General features: G+C 58.5%; 18 protein-coding genes. All 18 read right to left on the reverse strand.

What is annotated here, in order from left to right; translation table 11 throughout:
- Positions 1–412 precede the first annotated feature (412 nt).
- The 18 genes from HM1_RS12415 to HM1_RS12500 all read right to left on the reverse strand — a co-directional run bounded on the left by HM1_RS12415 (position 413) and on the right by HM1_RS12500 (position 21,057).
- A complete protein-coding gene (locus tag HM1_RS12415) occupies positions 413–1,444 on the reverse strand; it encodes a rod shape-determining protein (RefSeq protein WP_012283744.1) in 1,032 nt (343 codons plus the stop codon).
- Between the two features lie 38 nt (positions 1,445–1,482).
- Positions 1,483–2,172, reverse strand: coding sequence for a RadC family protein (gene radC / locus HM1_RS12420; protein ID WP_041313919.1), 690 nt, complete (start codon positions 2,170–2,172; stop codon positions 1,483–1,485).
- A 49-nt stretch (positions 2,173–2,221) separates the two neighbouring features.
- Entirely contained in the window at positions 2,222–2,836 is a 615-nt protein-coding gene (locus tag HM1_RS12425) for a Maf family protein (RefSeq protein ID WP_236995084.1), read from the reverse strand.
- 24 nt (positions 2,837–2,860) lie between these two features.
- The gene (locus tag HM1_RS12430; RefSeq protein ID WP_012283747.1) at positions 2,861–3,118 is read right to left on the reverse strand and encodes a DUF4321 domain-containing protein; all 258 of its coding nucleotides are present in this window, start codon (positions 3,116–3,118) and stop codon (positions 2,861–2,863) included.
- A 519-nt stretch (positions 3,119–3,637) separates the two neighbouring features.
- The gene (locus HM1_RS14775) at positions 3,638–4,729 is read right to left on the reverse strand and encodes a hypothetical protein (RefSeq protein WP_012283749.1); all 1,092 of its coding nucleotides are present in this window, start codon (positions 4,727–4,729) and stop codon (positions 3,638–3,640) included.
- Positions 4,726–6,558 (reverse strand): cobalamin B12-binding domain-containing protein, encoded by a 1,833-nt coding sequence (locus HM1_RS12440; protein WP_041315583.1) that lies wholly within the window; start codon positions 6,556–6,558, stop codon positions 4,726–4,728. Before HM1_RS12440 ends, HM1_RS14775 begins: the two co-directional genes overlap by 4 nt.
- 5 nt (positions 6,559–6,563) lie before the next feature.
- On the reverse strand, positions 6,564–6,812 hold the full coding sequence (locus tag HM1_RS12445) for a hypothetical protein (RefSeq protein WP_012283751.1): 249 nt from the start codon (positions 6,810–6,812) through the stop codon (positions 6,564–6,566).
- Positions 6,813–7,065: 253 nt separating this feature from the next.
- Positions 7,066–8,688 carry an IS1182-like element ISHmo2 family transposase gene (locus HM1_RS12450; RefSeq protein ID WP_012281187.1) on the reverse strand — a complete coding sequence of 541 codons (1,623 nt, stop codon included), beginning with the start codon at positions 8,686–8,688 and terminating at the stop codon, positions 7,066–7,068.
- A 249-nt stretch (positions 8,689–8,937) separates the two neighbouring features.
- Positions 8,938–10,314 (reverse strand): hypothetical protein, encoded by a 1,377-nt coding sequence (locus tag HM1_RS12455; RefSeq protein WP_012283752.1) that lies wholly within the window; start codon positions 10,312–10,314, stop codon positions 8,938–8,940.
- Positions 10,315–10,327: 13 nt separating this feature from the next.
- On the reverse strand, positions 10,328–11,614 hold the full coding sequence (locus HM1_RS12460) for an FAD-dependent oxidoreductase (protein ID WP_012283753.1): 1,287 nt from the start codon (positions 11,612–11,614) through the stop codon (positions 10,328–10,330).
- A gap of 75 nt (positions 11,615–11,689) precedes the next feature.
- On the reverse strand, positions 11,690–13,159 hold the full coding sequence (locus HM1_RS12465) for a PLP-dependent aminotransferase family protein (protein WP_012283754.1): 1,470 nt from the start codon (positions 13,157–13,159) through the stop codon (positions 11,690–11,692).
- A gap of 116 nt (positions 13,160–13,275) precedes the next feature.
- Positions 13,276–13,731 (reverse strand): RidA family protein, encoded by a 456-nt coding sequence (locus HM1_RS12470; protein WP_012283755.1) that lies wholly within the window; start codon positions 13,729–13,731, stop codon positions 13,276–13,278.
- Positions 13,732–13,972: 241 nt separating this feature from the next.
- Positions 13,973–14,407: a DUF6917 domain-containing protein gene (locus HM1_RS12475; protein ID WP_012283756.1), complete on the reverse strand. Its 435-nt coding sequence runs from the start codon at positions 14,405–14,407 to the stop codon at positions 13,973–13,975.
- 198 nt (positions 14,408–14,605) lie between these two features.
- A complete protein-coding gene (locus HM1_RS12480; protein WP_012283757.1) occupies positions 14,606–15,241 on the reverse strand; it encodes a redox-sensing transcriptional repressor Rex in 636 nt (211 codons plus the stop codon).
- Positions 15,242–15,257: 16 nt separating this feature from the next.
- Positions 15,258–16,256: an inorganic phosphate transporter gene (locus tag HM1_RS12485; protein ID WP_012283758.1), complete on the reverse strand. Its 999-nt coding sequence runs from the start codon at positions 16,254–16,256 to the stop codon at positions 15,258–15,260.
- The gene (locus HM1_RS12490; RefSeq protein WP_012283759.1) at positions 16,249–16,878 is read right to left on the reverse strand and encodes a DUF47 domain-containing protein; all 630 of its coding nucleotides are present in this window, start codon (positions 16,876–16,878) and stop codon (positions 16,249–16,251) included. The genes HM1_RS12485 and HM1_RS12490 overlap by 8 nt, the downstream gene beginning before the upstream one ends.
- Before the next feature lie 114 nt (positions 16,879–16,992).
- Entirely contained in the window at positions 16,993–18,372 is a 1,380-nt protein-coding gene (locus HM1_RS12495) for a bifunctional folylpolyglutamate synthase/dihydrofolate synthase (RefSeq protein ID WP_012283760.1), read from the reverse strand.
- Entirely contained in the window at positions 18,373–21,057 is a 2,685-nt protein-coding gene (locus tag HM1_RS12500) for a valine--tRNA ligase (RefSeq protein ID WP_012283761.1), read from the reverse strand. It lies immediately after the preceding gene.
- Between the last annotated feature and the right edge of the window lie 245 nt (positions 21,058–21,302).

Consider the following 21,302-nt stretch of genomic DNA (forward strand, 5'->3'; position numbering starts at 1 on the left):
CTATACCCTGATCGCCTGTGAACCTCGTTCTGAAAATAGCGAGGGCGCATGGGTAAAGCTCGCTAAGCGCTCCGCGGCTGCTCGCTTGACGCCAGCGGGCGCGCCTAATAGTTGGGCTTTTTTGCATGTCTGATGGCGCGCCTTGACGCTGCGACCTCTGCGCTCGCTGACGCCGCTCCGCTCAAACCGCTCGCTTCACCCATGCGCCCGTGCTACGGAATCGTCTCAGACTGCCACCCAACCATTGTCGATCAAGGGGGCAAAATGATCAACGGTTTTTTGCTTTTTTCAGCAATTCCCTATTAAATCTGTTTAAATCCGTGTTTGCCTATGCCTGATGACAGTGAAATAAGTCCGTCTGCTCACGCTTGATGACGCTGCGCAGCGCCATTCGCGAATCAGACGAATCGGACTAATTGAGCCGCTTCTGTGGGATCAGGACGCGCTTGAGTGCGGGGATGTTCTCCAGGACACGGCCTGTACCGAGGGCGACGGCGGAAAGAGGCTCGTCAGCGAGGTAGACAGGCATGCCGGTCTGGAGGCTGACGAGGCGGTCGAGTCCGCGCAGGAGCGAGCCGCCGCCGGCCATGACGATGCCGTGTTCCATCAAGTCGGCCGCCAGTTCAGGCGGCGTTTTCTCCAGGCAGACCTTGATGGCGTCGATGATGGCGGCCACCGGCTCAGAGAGCGCCTTCTGGATCTCATCGGCTGTGACGGCGACCGTTTTAGGCAGACCGGAGACGAGGTCGCGGCCGCGCACATCGATGGCCTCCAGCAGTTCTTCGGCGCGGTCCAGGTAAGCCGAACCAAGGCGGATCTTGATCTCCTCGGAGGTGCGCTCGCCGATGGCCAGGTTGTACTGGCGCTTGATGTAAGCGGCAATGGCTTCGTCCATCTCATCGCCGGCGATGCGGATCGATTTGGAGGTGACGATGCCACCGAGGGAGATGACAGCCACCTCAGTCGTGCCGCCGCCGATATCGACGATCATGTTGCCTGTCGGTTCATGAACAGGCAGTCCAGCGCCGATAGCTGCAGCCATGGGCTCTTCGATCAGGTAGGCCTCTCTGGCGCCGGCTTGCAAGGCCGCTTCCTTGACGGCGCGCTCCTCTACAGCAGTGACGCCGCAAGGGACGCAGACGACGACGCGGACGCGGGAGAACAGGCTGGTGCTGGAACCAAGGGCCTTACGGATGAAGTAGCGGAGCATGGACATGGTGATGTCGAAATCGGCGATGACGCCGTCTTTCATCGGACGAATGGCCGTGATGTTTCCAGGGGTCCGGCCGATCATCTGCTTGGCCTCCTCCCCCACAGCCATGACAGATCCGCTGTCACGTTGGATGGCCACGACGGAAGGCTCCCGCAGGATGATCCCGCGTCCTTTCATATGCACAAGGGTGTTGGCGGTGCCAAGGTCGATGCCCAGGTCTTTTGTAAACATATTCCTATCTCCTTACCGGATCAGACGTATCCATGTCCTTAGACATATCCCAGTTCTTTGAGGCTGCTGTAGCGGTTGTCTCCGATGATGACATGGTCGAGGATCTCGATCCCCAATATCCTTCCTGCTTCAACGATTCGCCGCGTAATCTCACGATCCTCCCGCGACGGTGTCGGATCTCCGCTGGGATGGTTATGTATGAGCACAACCGCAGCGGCGCTCTTGCGGATCAGCACTTTAAACAGCTCCCGCGGATGGACGATCGATGATGACAGGCTGCCCACAGAGATATCCTCAATGCTGAGAACCTGATTCTTCGTGTTCAGGGCGATGGCGCGAAAGACCTCTCGATCTAAAAACCGCATGTCTTCCATCACCAAGCGACTGGCGTCCTCAGGCGAACGGATGACGGGACGCGATTCCGGCGCCGTGGAAGCGATGCGACGCCCCAGTTCCACCGCCGCCTTCACCTGGGCCGCCTTGGCGGCGCCTAAACCTCTGAGGGCGCTCAATTCGTCGGCTGTAGCCTCAGCGAGAAAACGCAAGCCTCCCTGTCGGAGGATGCGGTGGGCCATATCGATGGCCGTCTCTCGGGTTGTTCCGGTCCGCAGCAGAATGGCCAACAATTCGGCGTTGGTCAATGCCTGTGGGCCTGCCGACAGGAGGCGCTCACGGGGGCGCAGGTCTTCCGGCAGGTCTTTGATGGTCAAATGATCGTTGTCACTCACGGCCAATGCCCCCTCTGTGACGGGGAACCGTTCTATCATTGTGCGGCGGCTAGGCAGGAGAAGCGGTGCTGCTGTTCCCTTCCGTTCCAAGTTGCATCAGGGAAATCCCCCATTGGCGAAGCAGCTTGTCCAACCGGACGAGCGGCAAACCGACGACATTGAAGTAGTCCCCCTCCAGACGTTCCACCAGCAAAGCGGCCAACCCCTGGATGCCGTAAGCGCCGGCTTTGTCAAGACAGTCGCCGGTAGAAACATAGCGGTCAATGTCCTCCTCCGTGAGGTCGCGGAAGTGGACCCGCGTCTCCTCATAGCCGCCCGTTTCATGAACGATGCGGCCCTTTTCGACATGAAACAAGGCCAGTCCCGTGATCACCCGATGGGAACGACCGGAGAGGCGGCGGAGCATCTCCCGGGCATGATCCGGTGATTTCGGTTTGCCGAGCACATCCTCGCCGAGGACGACGATGGTGTCGGCGCCCAAGACGATCCCGTCAGACAGGCGTTCACAGACGGAAAGGGCCTTGCCGCGGGATAGCGCCAGCGCTTGCGACTCCGGCGCCAGGCCCTCGACCCCTTCTTCAGAAAAATCGCTGGGCAGGACCGAAAAAGAGATGCCCAGGTCGGACAGCAACTGGCGCCGACGAGGCGACGCTGATGCCAGCACAAGGTTCAAGAAAATCCCTCCAGGCTAGAATCGCCGGTAAAGGAATATGCCGGCGAGCATCCCCACAGCCCCAGCCAGGTTGAGCTTGATGCTAAGGCCAAGGGTGAAGGTGAACGACACCAGGTTGATGTGAGCCGGTCCGAGTTCCACGTCCTTGCTCAACTTCATGACAGGGACGACAGGGATCAAGGCCTCCCCGATCAAGCTGCCGACGATGGCGCCGACGATCATAAACAGGACCAGCATACCGATTTGACCGGCGCCAACACGAATCCCCTTCACAGCCCGTCCCCCTTGCGCAATAAAAAAGGAAAGCCGGGAACACCCCCGGTATTCCCAGGTAACTCGGAAATTATTCGTCAGATACCATGAAAATCCTGCTCCCCATACTTTTTTCAGCTTTTTCTCATGGGCGGAAGGCGGCGGTTGTCAGTGTTCGGCTTTCGTAGCTGGTGTAAGCGACTTGAAACGAGCGTTTTTGTTTGATTACGCGGGACTTCGCTTGTTTTGCGAGGCGTCGACATTTGATTGCATAGGCTTTTCTGGGAACCAGAAGAGGCAAATAGGGTCAATAAACGGGTTGTGGTTGGGGCTGAAAAGCGCAGGGGGCGGCGGATGGCTGAGCGATTTGGGCGGAGCGGCGAAAAGCGAGCGAAGACGGCAGAGCGTAAAGGGCGCCATGGTTCACATGCAGAAAAGCCCAGAGGTTTGGCGCCCTGGCGGCGCCGCCGAGCGAGCCGCCGCGGAGCCCTGAGCGAAGCCATCCGCCCCCCTCCGCCAATGCTGCATCTAAGGAATAAATCAAAAACCCAGAGCCTTCCGCCACAACGCCAGCGCCCCCTTCCGCTTCACATCCAGCACAGGAACCTTCAATCTCCGCCCCAGTCGCCCCTCCAGCACCCCGCCGGGCAGGTAACGGGGCTGGTAGGTCTGGCTTTCAGCATCGTATGCCGGGTAGAAAGGGTTCACTGTAACAGCCAGAAGAGGGATAGACCGCCGCAGAAGCGGCATCAACCCCGATTCACGCAATTGCCGCAGCATCAGGTCGGTTTCACCGGGGTTGCCGCTGAGCAACAAGGTAACGGGATCGCAAAAAAAGATACGCCACCCCTTCAATCGGGGGCCTGCCGTCGAGAGCAAGGAACGCATGGCGGTGGTGGTCACCAAGCGCGGCAGGGCGAGCAGACCTTCGTCTGTCTCATCGACTGTTCCACTAGCGAGAAACGCAAGGATCTGCCGCCCGAGATCGCGACCATCGTCGACCGTCAGCATTTGAGCATCAGCCAAGGGCATCTTGCGCCACTGCCCCTTATACCGGCAAGCGACGCCGCCGCCATCGGCGAAGACGGCTGTGCTGCCTTGGGGCAGCCGGAAGATCTGAGCGATGCTCTCCGTTTCGTCCGTCAGCCGACCGGGGTCCGCATGACGGGCGGCGCCTGTAGCCAGAATTACACCGTCTGTTTCGACCATAGGCGCGATCCGGTTGAGGGCACCGTCAACCATGAGCAGGTCTGGGCGATAGCAGGCGAGACGGCCTTTCACCTGCCCCACCTCGGCGGCCTTGTTCGGTCCGGCGACGACGACAAGTCCAGGAGATAGGACCTCGCCGATGATGATAGCGCCGAGAGCGCTGGGGATGTTCGTGTCTTCCAAGATGCGGATATGGGCAGTCGACGGCGGCAGACATTTGCGGGCCGTGGCGACAAGGGTTCCCGGTTCCAGGGCCAATCTCGGCTTCGGCAGGCCGGTGATGTTATCCAATTCCTCGCCGTCATAGCCGATGGAGGTGACGGCGACGCGCCGCCGCCGCCGGTAAGCCTCCCTGAGCAGCGCCGAGGCAGTCGTCGTCTTGCCGGTGTTCTTTGCCGTTCCGGCGATGCCGACCGTCTTCATTCTTCGGTGACGGTTCCCCGGCCAGCCCGACCCGGATAAGCCCCTTCTTCTTTGCTGCCCAGCAGACCTGCGTACAAAGCCTCCGGGAATGAGGGCGCTGCAGCCACTGCTCTTAACACCGCCTCGATCTTATCGACGATCTCCGTCGCCCACTGACTAGCTTTTTTCGTCGGCTCGACGCGGCCCTCGCCGAAGAAGCGGAACCCCTCGGCGACGGCTCGCAAGGTGTCGACGCGGGAAGCGGCGACGATGGGACCGCCGGAATAGGCCTCGTCGGAGGAGGCTATGGACACGGCGTCCACGCGTAACGAGGCTGCCAGGGCGGCGTGCAGGGAGGTGGTCATCGAGGACTGCACACGGTCCTCCGTCTGGGTCAAAAAGCCGATAGGCGCCCCCGGCCAGATGGGGGCGTCGATGATCGCCCGCAAAGCCTCGATCTTGGCGGCGTTGAAATCGATGTAGTTGTCGCGCATCTGGCCGCTGATCATCACCTCAGGGCTGAAGGCGAAGAGCGGCTGCAACAGGGGCCGGCCGCCCAAACGGCGGGCCAAGGCAGCCACAATCAGCATGCCGGCGAAAGCCTTGTGAGCGGGAACACCAGCCAATTCCTCATTGGTGACAACATCGAAAGGCAGGTTGTACTTGACGGCCATGCGAATGGCCTCCACCCCATCGACCGTCAGGCGGGCTGGATCGGTGCCGGCGGCCAGGGCGCCGTAAGCGATGTTGATCTTGGTCAGGTCGGCGCCGAGCTTGCCGGCTAAGACGACTGTCTCTGGCGTGTTCAGCCCCCGGTGGGCGCGCACCTGCCAGAGGGTCGACGTCTCCAAAGCCGCCTTGATCCGGGAAAGGTTTTCGGGGGTGATAACGGAGCCGTCTTCCTGGTGGGTCAAAAAGTCGCCGATGAACCCCTCCGTGCGGGCGCCCCAGGAAGGGTCAAAGTGGACGACGCCGTCAGCCCCCCAGGCTTCGCAGACCTTGATATGGGCGATATCCATAAAAGGACAGCCAGTGCCGTACTGAATGAAGACTTTGGGCTGGCCCTCCCGGTGCTGCAAAAGGCGGACGGTCATGCTTTTTTCGACTGATGTCAGGTAGTCTTCCAGGCGGGCGATCTCTTCCTTGCTCTGGCGGCGCGTTTTCGGATGCACCTCGCCTTTGCGGTAAAAAGCTTCAGCTACAGGATCGCAGAGCGCACCATAGGCGTCATTGAAATTGCTGTCGCTCTTGCCCTGCCGCCAGGCCTCCACATCCCAGGCCTCATCGCGCAGCCGCGCCCGTTTGATCCCCGGGGAGGTTTTTCCCTCAGCCCAGGCCAAAATACCGTCAACGATCCCTTCCAGCAGTCTGGCGATGGCCGGGTGTCGGTATTCGTAGCTGTAGCGGGCGGCGAGATCTACTTTTTCTTTGCGGCTTATCTCTGCATCCGGCTTGTAGGTGCGGCCCTCAATGAAAGCCACCACCTCGTCGACCGATGTGCCGGGGCCGAAACCGGCGTCAAAGCCGAGTTCTGCCGCCAGTTCCGGTCGAATGGCCATACCGCCGACGACCAAGGTCGTCTTGTCGCGCAATCCCGCTGCGTCAGTCAAATCGACGAAGCGAGCCAAAAGTTCGGCTACGCCATAGCCGAGGGTACGACTGACGAGCACCTGATCGGGGCTCTCCCGGCTGATGATGCTGACGATCTCCTCGGGCGGCAGATCAGGCGGCAAGAGCATCGTCTGATGGCCGGCCTCATCGAGACCGCGGCGGATCATTTTCAGGCCAATGTCATGAACGGGGTCAAGGGGAACGAGAAGCACTTTTTTCCGCTCCAGGCAGTTCGCCATCTCCTTCACCCTTTCCCTTCCCGGTCGGTATTGCGGACCCAGGCGTAATCCTGGCCTGGACGGTAGATGTAGGCCCGCGCTCGGACGCGCGCCCCCGGCCCGGCGAACTGAATGAACACCAGATCGACATCTTGAAAACCAAGTGCCTTCATCAAGCGGATAGTCATCTCCTTCCCCTCGTCCTCACTTGAACAGATGAGGAAGGTCTCCAGGTCGAGGGCATCAAGCACCTGGGAGAGAACCCCTTGCGCCAATTTTTTTCCTCCTTATAAAGGCCCCTGTGGTGAACCTTCTCACGCCATTTGGGATTATTTTCTCCCTTATGGGGATTTTTATTTTGCGGCCACTGCAAGAAGAGGCCGTCTAGAAAATAAGCAAATTCCCTAGCCAGCCCTTGCAAAAGCATGATTTTTTAATACAAACAGCAAAAAACTAGAGTCTTTTTATCGGTCTCACCGGCCCTTTTTGAGGATTTTCCTCAAAAAGGGCAGATCTCCCCCTTGCACCTTATGCGGCTTTTTTGAAAGCAACACCGCGTAAGGCACTCACCTCCAACACCATGGTTGCATTCTTATCATTTCGTAGACGGTTGAGTTTTTGAAAGTTCGCCGCTAACGCGCTGAGCCGGGCGGCATAAGCCAGATTTCGTTTTCCGATACGGCGAACCCGGCGCAGTCCGTAACGGTTGACCAGTTCATTTTGCTTGGCTTCGATGCGGCTGCGAAGACGCATCTGTTCCTTATAGATTTTCGTTTGGGAGTGCTTTGCCGCCTCGAGCATGACACCATAGGCGTTGTGAATAAAAATCGTGCGCCGATGTTTCTTTTCTTTAAAACAGGTCGTGTAACGAGGGCAGTGCTTGCAATCATGGTCCTTGGCGCGAAGCACGAAGTTCTTCCCATCTGCCACTTCCGAATAGGTGGTGATGACTTTTCCTCTCGGGCAGATCAGTTGTGTTTGGTCTTCGGAAACTTGAAATCCCTCGCCCGCGAGGATATCACATTTTGTCTTTGGTGAAAGTGGCGCCACTACGTCAATGCCTTTTTCCTTGAGGGTGACACGGTCATCGCCCGCACCATAGTGGGTATCTCCAATGATCGTCGGGTTTTCTACACAATCGGTGGGAAGCTGATCCGCTAACGGCACCAGACTGGAGCCGTCATAGTCGTTGGCTTTCATGGCCTCGGCGGCGGCGATAAATCCGGAATTTCCGACTTCGACGATGGCCATCTTATACCCGCGCCATTTCGTCTTGCCCTTACAACCGAAACGGGCTTCGCTGTCTACAGCCGAAACTATCATATCTTTGACAGAACCGCCGGGGGCTATCTCAAGAGTTCCATCATCTTTCCGAATGATTCGTTCACGGAGGATACGGCAAAGCAAAAGGGCGTAATGAATGACATCGGGCTTCTTCTTCCACGAAGCCTCCGATGACTCCACGTAGGCCAGCAGTTCGTCAGCCTCGCTGACCACTTCAACAAGCCGTTCCATTTTGGCCTTATCGTCCAGGTTATGCTCTTTCACTTCCGTCACTGTTTCCAGGTAACGTACCGCCCGAGGGGCATGGGGGATTGCATGCCATGGAACACTGTATTGCTTCGCCAAAAGACGCACCAACAGGCGCATGGCTTGGCGGATCAGTTCGATGGTCGTGGGGGCACTGATGGGAGCTATGACATGGGTCGTGTCCGTTATCCAAGGTTCTTTCCCTGTCAAAACGCCCAGGTAGTACATCAACCGGATAAAGCGATCGAGATAGACCTTATCAAGTTCCTTTTGGATGAGCCGTTGCCGGTGGACGCCAAAATTGGCGTGATCAATGCCCGGTTCATCGAGGGCCATTCCTAACGCAAACTTGACCTCGATGTTCACACGTGTCTGTGCTTCCATCCCCCGGTCTGTTTCGCCCAGCATTTCCTGTAACATGCAGGCCATCGTCATCTGCCGGGCCGCATGACTGGGACGTCCGTTGTCAAGGCAATAGAGACCTGTAAAATCCTCCGGTTGTATTAATAGGGGCGCCAATTCACGAAACAGGCGAAAGACGGAATCGGCAGGCACAAGTTGGTCCCAGAGGGCTGCAAAGTCGTAAAAGCTAACTTGGGGGTCCACATCGAATCGAAACAAGGTACATCGCCTCGCTATAAACAGTCTTTGTACCTATATCCTTCGACGCGAAGAGTCGAATTCCCTTTAAATTCCACCAATTTCCATATAAAAACGTCTTGCTTTTTGCCCTCTCTTGAGGGGGTTTTTAGACAGACTCAAGAAATGAAAATAAAGAGCGGTTGACGAGGTTTACCCTCTCAACCGCTTGACTCTGTTTTCATGAAACAAAGGGATAGGGCGCCGGCGAATCGCCTCTCTTGGTGGCTTTTACATCAACAGAATGGCGACAATCGTCGTCACGGCCAGGCCCGAGATGACAGGGATGAAGTTGCGGCGTGCCAGTTCGATCGGGTTGACGCCAGCGATAGCCGCCACGGGGATCAGCCCCCAGGGGATGATGGTGCCGCCGCCGGTCCACACGCCGGCGATCTGGCCCAAGGCAGCCAACGTGGCCACTTTCAAGTCAGGAAGGGCAGTGCCAAAGGTGGCTGCGATGGAACCGACCAAAGGCAATGGCGAGAATCCGGAACCGTCAAGGCCGACGATCATGCCTGCCGCCAGTTCAATCACGGCCACAGCCGCTTTGTTCAGCGGAACAGTGTTGGACAGGGCCAATCCCACATCCTCCAGGAAGCCGGGCGCTCCCTTGCCTAGAATCTGCTGGGACAGTTCGCCTTTGCCGAGGAAGAAGAAGCCGCCGATGATGATCACGGGGGCGAAGATCTTGATCCCGAACATGAACCCATCCCGGACAAAATCGGTGATCTTTTCCAATGATTCTACGCCGTACTTGAGCACTGATCCGAAAGCCAGCAGCAGCGCTGCCGTCCCGCCGACGAGAGCTGTGGCATCGCCGCCTTTGAGGTCATAGGTGAGCATAGCCCAGACATCGGCGGCAAAGCCGAGAGGAACAAGGAAAGCAAAGACATAGGATAGGGTTGTGATCTCCAACTTCTGGTTTTTATTCTCGTACTGTTGCCGCTCTTTATCATGGGCTGCCCGGTTGGTCGCAATGTCCCGCCGGACGAGGATAAAGGCGATGATGGACGTGACCAGGCCCATCACCACCACCAGCGGTATGGAAGCGGAGACCACGTCTCCCGATGTGAGCCCTGCCGCCTTCGCCGTGATCGTCGGGGCACCCTGAATCACATAGTCGCTGGACAGCGCGATCCCATGACCGAAGATATTCATGGCCATGGCCGCCCCCATGGCCGGCAGCCCCGCTCGGACAGCGATGGGCAGCATGATGCCGCCGATCAGGGCTACTGCAGGGGAAGGCCAGACGAACCAGGATACGATCAGCATAGCAAAACCGAGAATCCAGAAGGCCACGTCGGCGTTGACCATCAGCTTGGCCGCCGGCCGCATGATCAGGTAGTCGGCGCCCAATTCGGTGAGCACCTTGGACATAGCCACGATCAGCGAGATGACCACGATGATCCCGAGAAACTCGATGCCGGCGACGACGAGAGCGTTAAAAACCGCTTGGATGGCGCCACCCAATCCGCCGGTGTACATCCAGCCAATGTGCAGGATGCCGAGGATGCAGGGGATCAGCGGGTCTCGGCGCAAACCCATGACCACGATGACCACCAGCACGTAGAAAAGAAAGATCCAATGGAGCGTTGTGAGCGTAACCATCGGCGACCACCTCCTATGAGACCGGTCGTTCCATGACACCGGTCAAGCCGGCCGCTTCCACCCGCTGCCGGATGGCGTTGACATCCGTTGAATAGAGACCTTGCTCCTTCATCCGCTGGAAATAAACGGAGCCGGAAAAGGTGTACTTTTTGGTCAGACCTTCCTCTGTCTGCATCTGCTCGTTCACATGGGCGATGGCGTCACCGACAGCAAGGGAACGGGGCAGTTCGAGGAGCGGTTTTTGCAGCGCGAAACGGACAGCGTTATGGCCGGCCAGCGCGCCCGTGACGATGGCCTCCGTGTGACCCACGAGGAGGCCCGCCTTTTCACCGGCGCAAAAGAGATTCTCCACATCGCCTTTGACTTTGAGGGTGTTGTCACGGGGGCACATGCCCACGTAGCGAATGGAGTTGCCGATCCCGCCGGAGTAAGGGTCTTCAAAGCGGGCGTTCTCGAATCCAGGGATGTGGCGGAGCTTGTCCAAGGGATAGTAGGGCGACATGAGCTTAGCGTGGCCCGTGTCGAGGAGGATGATGTTTTCGGCGAACTCTTTGAGGGCGTACTGCTGACAGGCTTTCTGGGAAAGGGCGTCCTCCTTGCGCAAATCCTCGGGAATGGCCACGACGGCGACGCCCCTTTTGTTGAGGGTATCGACAATGTCATCACGAATGGAATCTTTGTGCAGCTTACAGGAACCGGACATGGCGCCGAAACTGCCGTCGGCCTTTTTCCCGACGACCTCCTTCACGCCCGCTTTGCCGGCAATGGAGACACGCCCGCCAAAGGTGGGGCAACGGTAGATGCACATGACACAGCCATTGCCATATTTGCCGCAATTGCCTTGAGGGCCGGCCGTACCGCTGGCGTCGATGAAGACATCGCCGGTGATCTCGTCGGTTTCATCGATCACGACGCCGGTGATGCGAGAGCCCTGCATGGTGATGTCGCGCACCCGGGCCAGGGTGCGAAAGTGGATGTTGGGGTATTTGCTCAGGCGCTGGCGGACGGCCGGCTCCACCTTGGCCACGTCATAGAGGCTGGCGTGCTCGTGGCCGGGGAACGCAACGTTTTTGTGTCGCGAGACCTCATCGGTGACTTGGAAGAGATCACCGCCGCCCATAGCCAGCATTTCCTCAGTGGCGGTGAAGCGGCCGTTGTTGCGCATGATCCCGCCGACGAGGCCGGTACCCAGGAACATATCGGTCCGTTCGAGCAGGACCACTTCAGCGCCGGCCTTCGCCGCCGCAATCGCCGCAGCGCAGCCGGCCCAGCCACCTCCGACGACGACTACCTTGGCCATGCTGGCGTCACCTCCCTTTTCTCACCGGTGTTTCGTTTTCCGTTTTTTTCATATCGATTGTTTCTTTGCCGGTGTTCATCCGATCATACCGGCGTAGCGGGCGGTGATCTCCATGAGGCGAACGAGGGCGCGGACGGCGAAGCGCATGTTCTCTTCGATGATCTGACCGTCTTCGTCTGTCGTGCCCAGGCCCGGCGAGATGTAGACGTTGGCGTCATAGGCTATGGTCGGGATGACGCCCATCTGAGCCAGGCCGCTCTGCAGGATGTTGCTGCCGGCATACATGTCTTCGATAGCGAAGATGGGCAGGCCGAGGCCGCCTTCTTTCCAAGTGCCTTCGTAGTTGACCTCGACAGCCTGGGAGTTGTAAGACTTGCTGATCTTGAGACCTTTTTTGATGTTCGGGTGGATCTTGTCGAACTCGTCGTTGACGATCCGCTCCAGGTCGTCGACAGGCTTGGTGAGGATCTCCGGCTTGTCCCGCAGCACCCGCAAGGTTTGCACTTGGCTGAGCAGGGCCTCTTTGCCGGGGTCGAAGGTGACATAGGCCGCTTTGCCGTAGGAGGCTGTCGTTCCCCAACGGTCGCCGTGCATGCCCATGGCCCGGCGGATAGGGGTCATCACATCCTCTCGACCGATGACCAAGCCCGAGGTGGCGGCGCCGGAGGCTTTGTCCATGGCGTAGGTGATCAGATCGGCATTCACCTTGCGGGGATCGGTGCCGATGAAGGGGATGCCCCAGGCGTTGTCGATCAGGTACGGTACGTTATACTCGCGGGCCAGTTCGCCGATGCGCTTCATCAGCAAGGGCGCGCCGTCTTCGTCCTTGACGCCGTAGCCGTAACCAGGGGTGTCATAGCCGAGAGAGGCAAAGCCGGTCAAGAAGGGGGCATGCACCTCAGCGGCGAGGGCCATCTGTTCGATGGACGCCTCAGGGTCAACCTCGGTGAGCAGCGGAACGGGATGAGCTTTGATGCCATGGACCGGATACTGGGCGCCGACGAGAGGCACGATGACCGTGTCGAGGTTGTTCTGCCGTTTGCCGTAGAAGCCAAGCTCGCCGGCGGTGGTGCCGCGGTCAGCGTAGATGTCCTTATACTTGGGCGGGAAAGGTCGCCCGTAAGCGGCCTGGTGGTGCATGTGCTTTTCATAGGGGCAGATGTAGCGGGCGCGGTAGTTATCGCCGCGACCCAGGTTGGGCGGCGTCATCAGGGTGTCAAAGCACAGCCAGAGGGCCGCTTCGCAGGTGCTCGTCGGCACCGGTTCCCACTCGTCGCCGTAGACATCCTTGACGATCTCTCGCAGTTCGTCGACGAGCTTGGCCAGCGGAATAACCTCTTTGCCGCCCTTTTCAGTCGCCTCGGCGATATCGCGGCGCAGGGGTGCCGGGCAACCTGAGATGGCGCCGGTGAGGCCAAACTTGCCGCGTAAGTTGGGCGGAATGCCGATCTCATCGGCCGCTTTCTTGGCTTCAGCGTAGATCTGGGGGATGCTGGCCTGGAGATGGCGGTACAGTTGGTACTTATATTTCAGGGTTGTCGTCAATTCCGGATCCTCCTTGTCTCTCATGGGCTTTGGCCGGAACTCAAAGGTGTAGATGGCTCACTTCGGATCCTTTCGCTGTAAGCGGTTGGGTACATGACTCATGTAGCCTACAAGCCTTAAACCTGGACGATCATCTCCACTTCCACAGCGGCGTCAAGGGGCAGTTCGTTCACCCCAACAGCCGAGCGGGCGTGCTGTCCTTTGTCGCCGAAGACTTGGCCCAGCAGTTCCGAGGCGCCGTTGATGACGCCGGGCTGGCCCTGAAAACCGGGTGCGCTGTTGACGAAGCCGGTCACCTTGACGATCTTTTTGACCTGATTGAGATCGCCCACCTGCCCTTTGATCACGCCAAGGCAGTTGAGGCAACAGACCTTGGCTGCTTCATAAGCCTTTTCCGGCGTCAGGTCCTTGCCCACCTTGCCTTTGTATTTCAACTCACCGTTGACAAAGGGGATCTGCCCTGACGTGTAGACGAAATCACCGGCCTTGACGGACGGCACGTAGGCGGCTACCGGCTTGGGCGCTTCCGGCAGCGTGAGCCCCAGCTCCTGCAGTTTCGCTTCTACGGACATCCCTTCACCTCCTGAATGTGCGAATGGCTTGAACCTCATCATTAGTTTCACCGAGGCAGGGAAAATCATGTGCTTTTTCAGCATTTGATCAGGCGGTGAGGTGTTTGATAGGGCGGCTGAGCTTATGGTTACTTGATCTTCTAGAGGGACTTGAGTAGTCTGGTTCATTTTTCCATGTAAAGGTCATTAGAGGGCGCTAGAGATCGTGTTTTAGAGGTTCTTTTCGGAAAAGGATTTTTTCTTAATCGGGGCTTTTGATCAGCAGTTGCTGGCCGATCTCAGCGCCTATGGACACGCCCGACTGGCGCTCCTCTGATTTGATGACGATGTTGATGTGGTTGGGCATGTGGGTCTCGTCGAAACCGGCGATATGGCCGAGAAGCTTGCCTTTTAAAAAAACCGGATCGCCGGCGACGATGACGCCACCCCCCTTGACCTCGAAAAAAGCGAGATAGGCGATGCGATTGACCTGTTTCCCCGGACCGGCATCGGTCTCGTCGGTGACGATGATCTCGTGGATCTCGTCCTCAGCTAGGGCTCGTGAGATGGGTTTGATCAGTTGCAAACCCCGATTCTCAAGCTTCCCTTCCAGGATCGCTACCAGTTCGCCGACGACATCTTTTTTCTTGGCGTAGGGGTGAACGCGGAGCATCCCTTTGGCATATGGGTCGGACACGTAGCAGGCCCCCTTTAGACGATCTATCCAATGGATAGTGTGGCATCTGCCGAACTATTTCATGAAAAAAACCCTCGCTCATTCCACCAGTCAAGGGAATAAACGAGGGTTGCTTCTTCTCTTATAAACAGCTGATGAAAATAACCTTAGCAATAAGGATTCAAAAAGATAAGCTATGCAAAACAACAGGTTATCCGCTTACTGCTTCCTCCGCGACCCAAGATGGAAGGTCAAAACCTCCAGGTTCACCGACAGGTCCACATTGCGCAGCTCAACCCTAGGCGGGAGGTTCAAGACACAAGGGGCGAAGTTCAAGAGCGCGTCCACGCCGGAGTTGACGAGGATGTCGGCCACCTCCTGGGCCACCGTGGCCGGCACGGTGATAATGCCGATGCCTACCTGCTTTTCCTTGACCGTCTGGGCCAGTTCCTCGATGGGCTGCACGGCGATGTCGTCATACTTTTTGCCGATCTTGGCCGGGTCACTGTCAAAGATCCCAACCAAGTGGAAACCGCGCTCCCCAAAGCCCCTGTACATGGCGAGGGCAGAGCCGAGATGACCGGCGCCGACGATGACCACGCGCCATTCCCGGTTCAGACGGAGGATATTCAAAATGTGGTGTTGCAGTTCGTCAACATTGTAGCCGACGCCGCGTGTGCCGAATTCCCCGAAATAGGCCAGATCCTTGCGGACATGGGCGGGACTGACTCCCACCCCCTCGGCGATCTCTCCCGAAGAAATCATTTGCACGCCCCGCTCTTCCACTTGGCTCAGATAGCGGGAATACATGGACAAGCGGATGATTGTGGCTTCGGGGATTTTCAGGGTTTTCACGCCAAATCCCTTCCTTCTAGATACCGATTAACCGATGGATCGCTACGTAAAACAAGGCCGCTACGGCGGCCGACGCCGGTATCGTAAAAATCCAGGCGGTTACGATACGCTTGGCTACGACCCAACGGACGGCAGAAATGCGTTTGGCCGAGCCTACCCCCATTATACACGAAGATACAACATGTGTGGTACTGACCGGCATGCCAAAAAGCGAAGCGCCGTAAATCACCATAGCAGAGCTGAGGTCGGCGGCAAAGCCGTTGATAGGCTCCAGTTTAACGATGCGTCCGCCCATGGTGCGGATGATTTTCCAGCCACCGACAGCCGTGCCAAGGGCCATGGCCAGGGCGCAGGCGAAGATGGTCCACTTGGGTACTTCAAAAGTGGCGATCATGCCGGTACTGAAAAGAGCCATGGTGATGATGCCCATAGACTTCTGGGCATCGTTAGATCCATGGGAAAAGGCGGCCGCCGTCGCGGCCAGGATTTGCAGGCGCAGGTAGCGCTGATTGACCCGACCTGGCGTCTGTTTGCGCGACAACCACCAGAGGGCATTCATCATGAAAAAGCCGACGACAAGGCCGATGATCGGCGAGGCGATGAGGATGAAGACGATCTTCTTGACGCCGGCCCACTTCAAAGCGGCGAGCCCTTGTCCGGCCACAACGGCGCCGATGACGCCGCCGATCAATGCATGGGAGCTGGATGAAGGAATACCGTAATACCAGGTGAGGAGGTTCCAGAAGATAGCCCCGACCAGGGCGGCCAGAATGACCGACAGGGTGACGGCGGCCGGATTGGCAATATCGGAGCCGATGGTCTTCGCCACAGCAGTACCCGAGAGAGCGCCGACGAAGTTCATCACCGCCGCCAGCATAACGGCGTGATTCGGGGCGATGGCCCGTGTGGAGACCGATGTAGCGACGGCGTTGGCCGTATCGTGAAAGCCGTTGATATAGTCAAAAGCAAGGGCCAAAAAGACGACGGCAAAGACGACAGCTTCAATATTAGGCATTCTTGAGGGCGACTCCTTTGACGATCTTGGCGACGTGCTCGCAGTTGTCAATGGCGTCTTCGACCCGTTCCCAGATCTCTTTCCACTTGATCAATTCGATGGGTTCATTGATCTCATCGAAAAGCTTCGCCATGCCGCGCCGGTAGATGCGGTCGCCGTCGCTCTCACACTGCTTGATACGAGCACAGGTTTCAATGATCTTCTCCTTTTCCTTGCGGATGTGGCGCATCAATTCAAAGGCGGTGACGAGCAGGCAGGTCGACTCGGCCAGCACGTTGACAAGCACGACCAGATCTTCGGAGGGTTCGCCTGTCTGATAGAGATGCATGCGTTCAATGGTTCCGTGAATGTTATCGAGGATGTCATCCAGCCGGTTGCTCAAGGTGTAGATGTCTTCTCGATCGATAGGCGTGATGAAGGTGGCGTTCAACTGGTCGGAGATGTTGGCGGTGATGTCATCACCCTCATGTTCGACCTCGGTGATCTCGGCCATCTTGACCGAAAGGAGTTGATAATCCTTCATCAGCGATTGGAAGACGGTCGACCCGCGATGAACGATGCGGGCACTTTGTTCCAGGAGCGTGAAGAACTTGTCTTCCCGGGGCTTCAATGACAGCAGCATGTTTTTAAAACCCTTCTTCCTGTTTTTTACGAAATGCTAACATCCATAACCTATTCTTTACGCGCACACCCTAACCATTATATCAGCAGAAAATGAGATGGTGAAGCCACCATCTCATTTTTCGTCTAATATTCGATCATTTTCGCAGGAAAGGATGATTCCTCGCGCCTCTGCCACCATGTATAGGGAACCGGTGACGACGATCGGAGCATGTCCTTCCCCATCCGCCTTTTCAGGATCCTGTGCTGACAGCCGGGCCATCTCCAACGCTTCGCCGATGTCAGACACGACAGTGACGCTGTCACAACGGCGAGCCGCCAGGGACGCCAATGCCTGCCACTCGCCGGCGCGAGGGCTGTTGGGCCTTGTGACGATGATGGCCTTAGCCAGGGGGGCCAGGATGTCGACGACCCGTTCCCGCTCTTTGTCAGCCAGCATGCCCAGGACGAAGACATACTTCCCCGCTCCTTCCTCCCGAAGCGCAGCGGCCAAGGAAAGGGCGCCGGCCACATTGTGAGCGCCGTCGAGCAGGAAGGGGCCGATCCTCTCTAGACGACCGGGCCAGCTAACCTGGCCTAACCCCGCTTCCAGGTGGTCAGCGCGCCAATCAAACCCCTTTTCCTTTGCTGCTTCCAAGACAGCCACGGCAGTCGCCAGATTCGCCTGTTGGTGCCTGCCAGACAAGGGCGGTGTGAGGGGACCGTAGATGCCGAAGCGGCCCTCGACAAGGATCCCTGCCCTCCTCGCAGTTACAGGATACCATCTGACGGGAGTGGCACTCGGCAGTCTCGGCCCCTGGCGAAGGACCTGGATGATCGGCGCGCCAAGGCGCTGCGCTTTTTCCCGAAGCACCGCCAAGACAGCAGCATCGTCGCTGGCCGTCACCAGCGGGACACCTGCTTTGACGATCCCTGCTTTGACGGCAGCGATCTCCGGCAGCGTCGTCCCCAGGTAGTCCATGTGATCGAAGGAAACATTGGTGATGCAGGCGACGATGGGTGTCACTACGTTCGTCGAATCGATAGATCCACCGAGACCCACCTCCAAGACGACCACATCGACGGCTTCACGGGCGAAATAGAGCAACGATAGAGCCGTCCAGACCTCAAACTCGGTGGGGTGCTCAAACCCTCCGGCGACCATCGCCTCCAGGTGGGGCCGCAGTTCAGCGATCAACGCCGCCATCGTCTCCTTCGGGATGGGTTTGCCGTTGATGCGAGTCCGCTCGGTGTAACAGTGCAGGTGGGGCGACGTGAACAAACCCACGCGATGGCCAGCGGCCTGCAGCACGGCGGCGGTCATCACGGAGGTGGATCCCTTGCCGTTGGTGCCTCCGATATGAATGAAGGCGGGGCGCTTTTTGCGGTGCGGCTCGCCGAGGCGACGCAGCAGCTCGGTGATGCGGCCAAGGCCGAAGTTGAAGCCGAACTTGGTCAGGTCTTTCAAATAGGCCAGCGCGTCATCATAAGAAACATCCTTCGCCTTCCGATTCATTTAATTCCCCAGCGATGTGAGGGTGCGCAGGCGCTCCTCCAGGGCAGCCTTTTTGCGGAGAGCCTCCCCTTCCTTCTCGCGCTCCTTGGCGACCACCTCAGCTGGCGCTTTGGCCACAAAGCCGGCGTTGTTCAATTTGCTGCCGAGGCGGCGGACCTCGTCCTCAACGGCTCGCAGTTCCTTGGTCAAGCGGTCGATCTCCTTGGTCAGGTCGATGAGCCCTTTCAACGGCAGGTAGATGGCCGTATCGCCGACGATGGCCGTCGCCGCCCCCTCGGACTGGCCGTAGCCGATCCCTTCAATCGCCACCTGAGAGGCGCCGGCCAGGTTGACGATGTAGGCGGCGCCCTGGGTGAGGACCCGGCGCTGCTTTTCGTTGCCGCAAACCAGGATCACCTCGGCACGCTTGCCCGGCGCCACGTTCATCTCCGCCCGGATGTTGCGGATAGCGCGGATGACATCCATGACCAGAGCCATCTCTTCCTCAATGGAGGAGTTGATGCGCTCCGGCTCCGCTTCCGGCCAGGGCGCCACCATGATCGATTCGCCGTGGTGGGGCAGTTGCTGCCAGATCTCTTCCGTCAAGAAGGGCATGAAGGGATGGAGCAGTTGCAGGGTGCCGCGCAACACGTAGGTGAGCACCTGCTGGGCCGTCTGACGGGAAGCAGCTGCGTCAGCGACGCCCACCTCCTTGCCGTACAGGCGCGGTTTGGCCAGTTCGATGTACCAGTCGCAGTACTCATTCCAGAGGAATTCATAGAGCAGACGGGCCGCCTCGCCCAGGTCGTACCGTTCCAGCGCCGCCGTCGTCTCGCCGATCAAGCGGTTGTAGCGCGAGAGGATCCAGCGGTCGGCCAGGGTCAGCTCACCCCAAGGCTGATGGATCGCAAAGCCCTCCAGGTTCATCAGGACGAAGCGGGAGGCGTTCCAGATCTTGTTGGCAAAGTTGCGGATCCCTTCCAGACGTTCAAAATGGAAACGGATATCATTGCCGGGCGTGTTGCCGGTGACGAGCATGAAGCGCAGCGTATCGGCGCCGTACTGGTCGATGATCTCGATGGGGTCGACACCGTTGCCGAGGGACTTAGACATCTTGCGGCCCTGGGCATCCAGGATCAGGCCGTGGATGAAAACCTCCCGGAAGGGTACGTCGCCCATGAACTCGAGGCCCATGAAGACCATGCGGGCCACCCAGAAGAAGATGATATCCCGGCCGGTGACGAGGACCGATGTAGGGTAATACTTGACCAACTCCGGCGTCTTTTCCGGCCAGCCGAGCGTCGAGAAGGGCCAGAGACCGGAGGAGAACCAGGTATCAAGCACATCGGGATCCTGCTCGAAGTGGCTGGCGCCGCATTTGGGGCAGACCTCGGGCAGTTCCTCGGCGCGGCCGCAATAGATATAGTCACAGTCGTCACAGTACCAGACAGGGATGCGATGGCCCCACCAGAGTTGCCGCGAGATGCACCAGTCGCGGATGTTTTCCAGCCAGCCCAGGTAGATCTTGGTGAACCGCTCCGGCACGAACTTGAGCCGACCGTTCTTGACGACCTCCATGGCCGGTTCTGCCAGGGGCTTCATGCGGACGAACCACTGAGGCGACACCATTGGTTCGACGACGGTGTCACAGCGGTAGCACTGGCCGACGGCGTGGACATGGTCGTTCACCTTGACGAGAAAGCCCTTGGCCTCCAGATCCTTGACGATACGCTTGCGGCATTCGTAGCGGTCCTGTCCGACATAGGGGCCGGCTTCCTCGTTCATGACCGCTTCCTTCGTCATTACAGTGATCTGGGGCAGGTTGTGACGTAAGGCCACCTCGAAGTCGTTCGGGTCATGAGCCGGGGTGATCTTGACGACGCCGGTGCCAAAGGCGGGGTCTACATAGGCGTCGGCGATGACGGGAATAGCCCGGTTGAGGATGGGCAGGATGACCATCTTGCCGATCAGGTGCTTGTAGCGGTCATCGTCAGGGTGGACGGCCACTGCCGTGTCGCCGAGCATCGTCTCCGGACGGGTCGTTGCCACGACCACCTCCCCATCGCCATCCTGAACGGGATAGCGGATGTGCCAGAGATGGCCGCCGCGCTCCTCATGCTCCACCTCGATATCGGAGATGGTCGTCTGGCACTTGGGACACCAGTTGATGATCCGGTTGCCCCGATAGATCAAACCTTTTTCATAGAGACGGATGAAGACCTCCTGGACCGCCTCGGAACAACCCTCGTCCATGGTGAAACGCTCGCGGGTCCAGTCACAGGAGGTTCCCAAGGTGCGCAGTTGCGTCGTGATGCGTGTGCCGTACTGGTGCTTCCAGTCCCAGACCCTCTCCAGAAAGGCCTCCCGTCCCAGGTCATACTTGGAGAGACCTTCTTTTGCCAGGGCCTCTTCCACCTTGGCCTGGGTGGCGATGCCGGCATGGTCCGTGCCGGGAACCCAGAGCACGTGATAACCCTGCATCCGCTTGAAACGGGAGAGGATGTCCTGGAGGGTGTTGTCCATGGCGTGGCCCAGGTGTAGGCTACCGGTCACGTTCGGCGGCGGCATGACAACAGAAAAGGCTTTGCCGCCGCTTTGTACGTCAGCCGTAAAATAACCTTTCTCACTCCACCATGCATACCATTTCGACTCCACCTGTTTCGGATCGTAGGTTTTGGATAAACCGGAAGTTGTCGCTTCGCTCACTTGATTTCATTCCTCCCGTCCTATTCCCATCGGTCGGCAGCGAATGACTGCCCATTCCCCCCGGGAGAAGCTCCCCGGGATTCAAAAACAAAAAGCACCCCGTCCGGCAAAGGACGGAGTGCTCCGCGGTACCACCTTTGTTCTTCCGACCGCCGGTGAAGGCAGCCGAAAAAGCGCTCTTGGGGGACGATAACGGGTCCAACCGGCCGCTTGGCACTCCGGGGCGACTTCCACCGCGCCACCCA

The organism is Heliomicrobium modesticaldum Ice1 (assembly GCF_000019165.1).
Taxonomy (GTDB): domain Bacteria; phylum Bacillota; class Desulfitobacteriia; order Heliobacteriales; family Heliobacteriaceae; genus Heliomicrobium; species Heliomicrobium modesticaldum.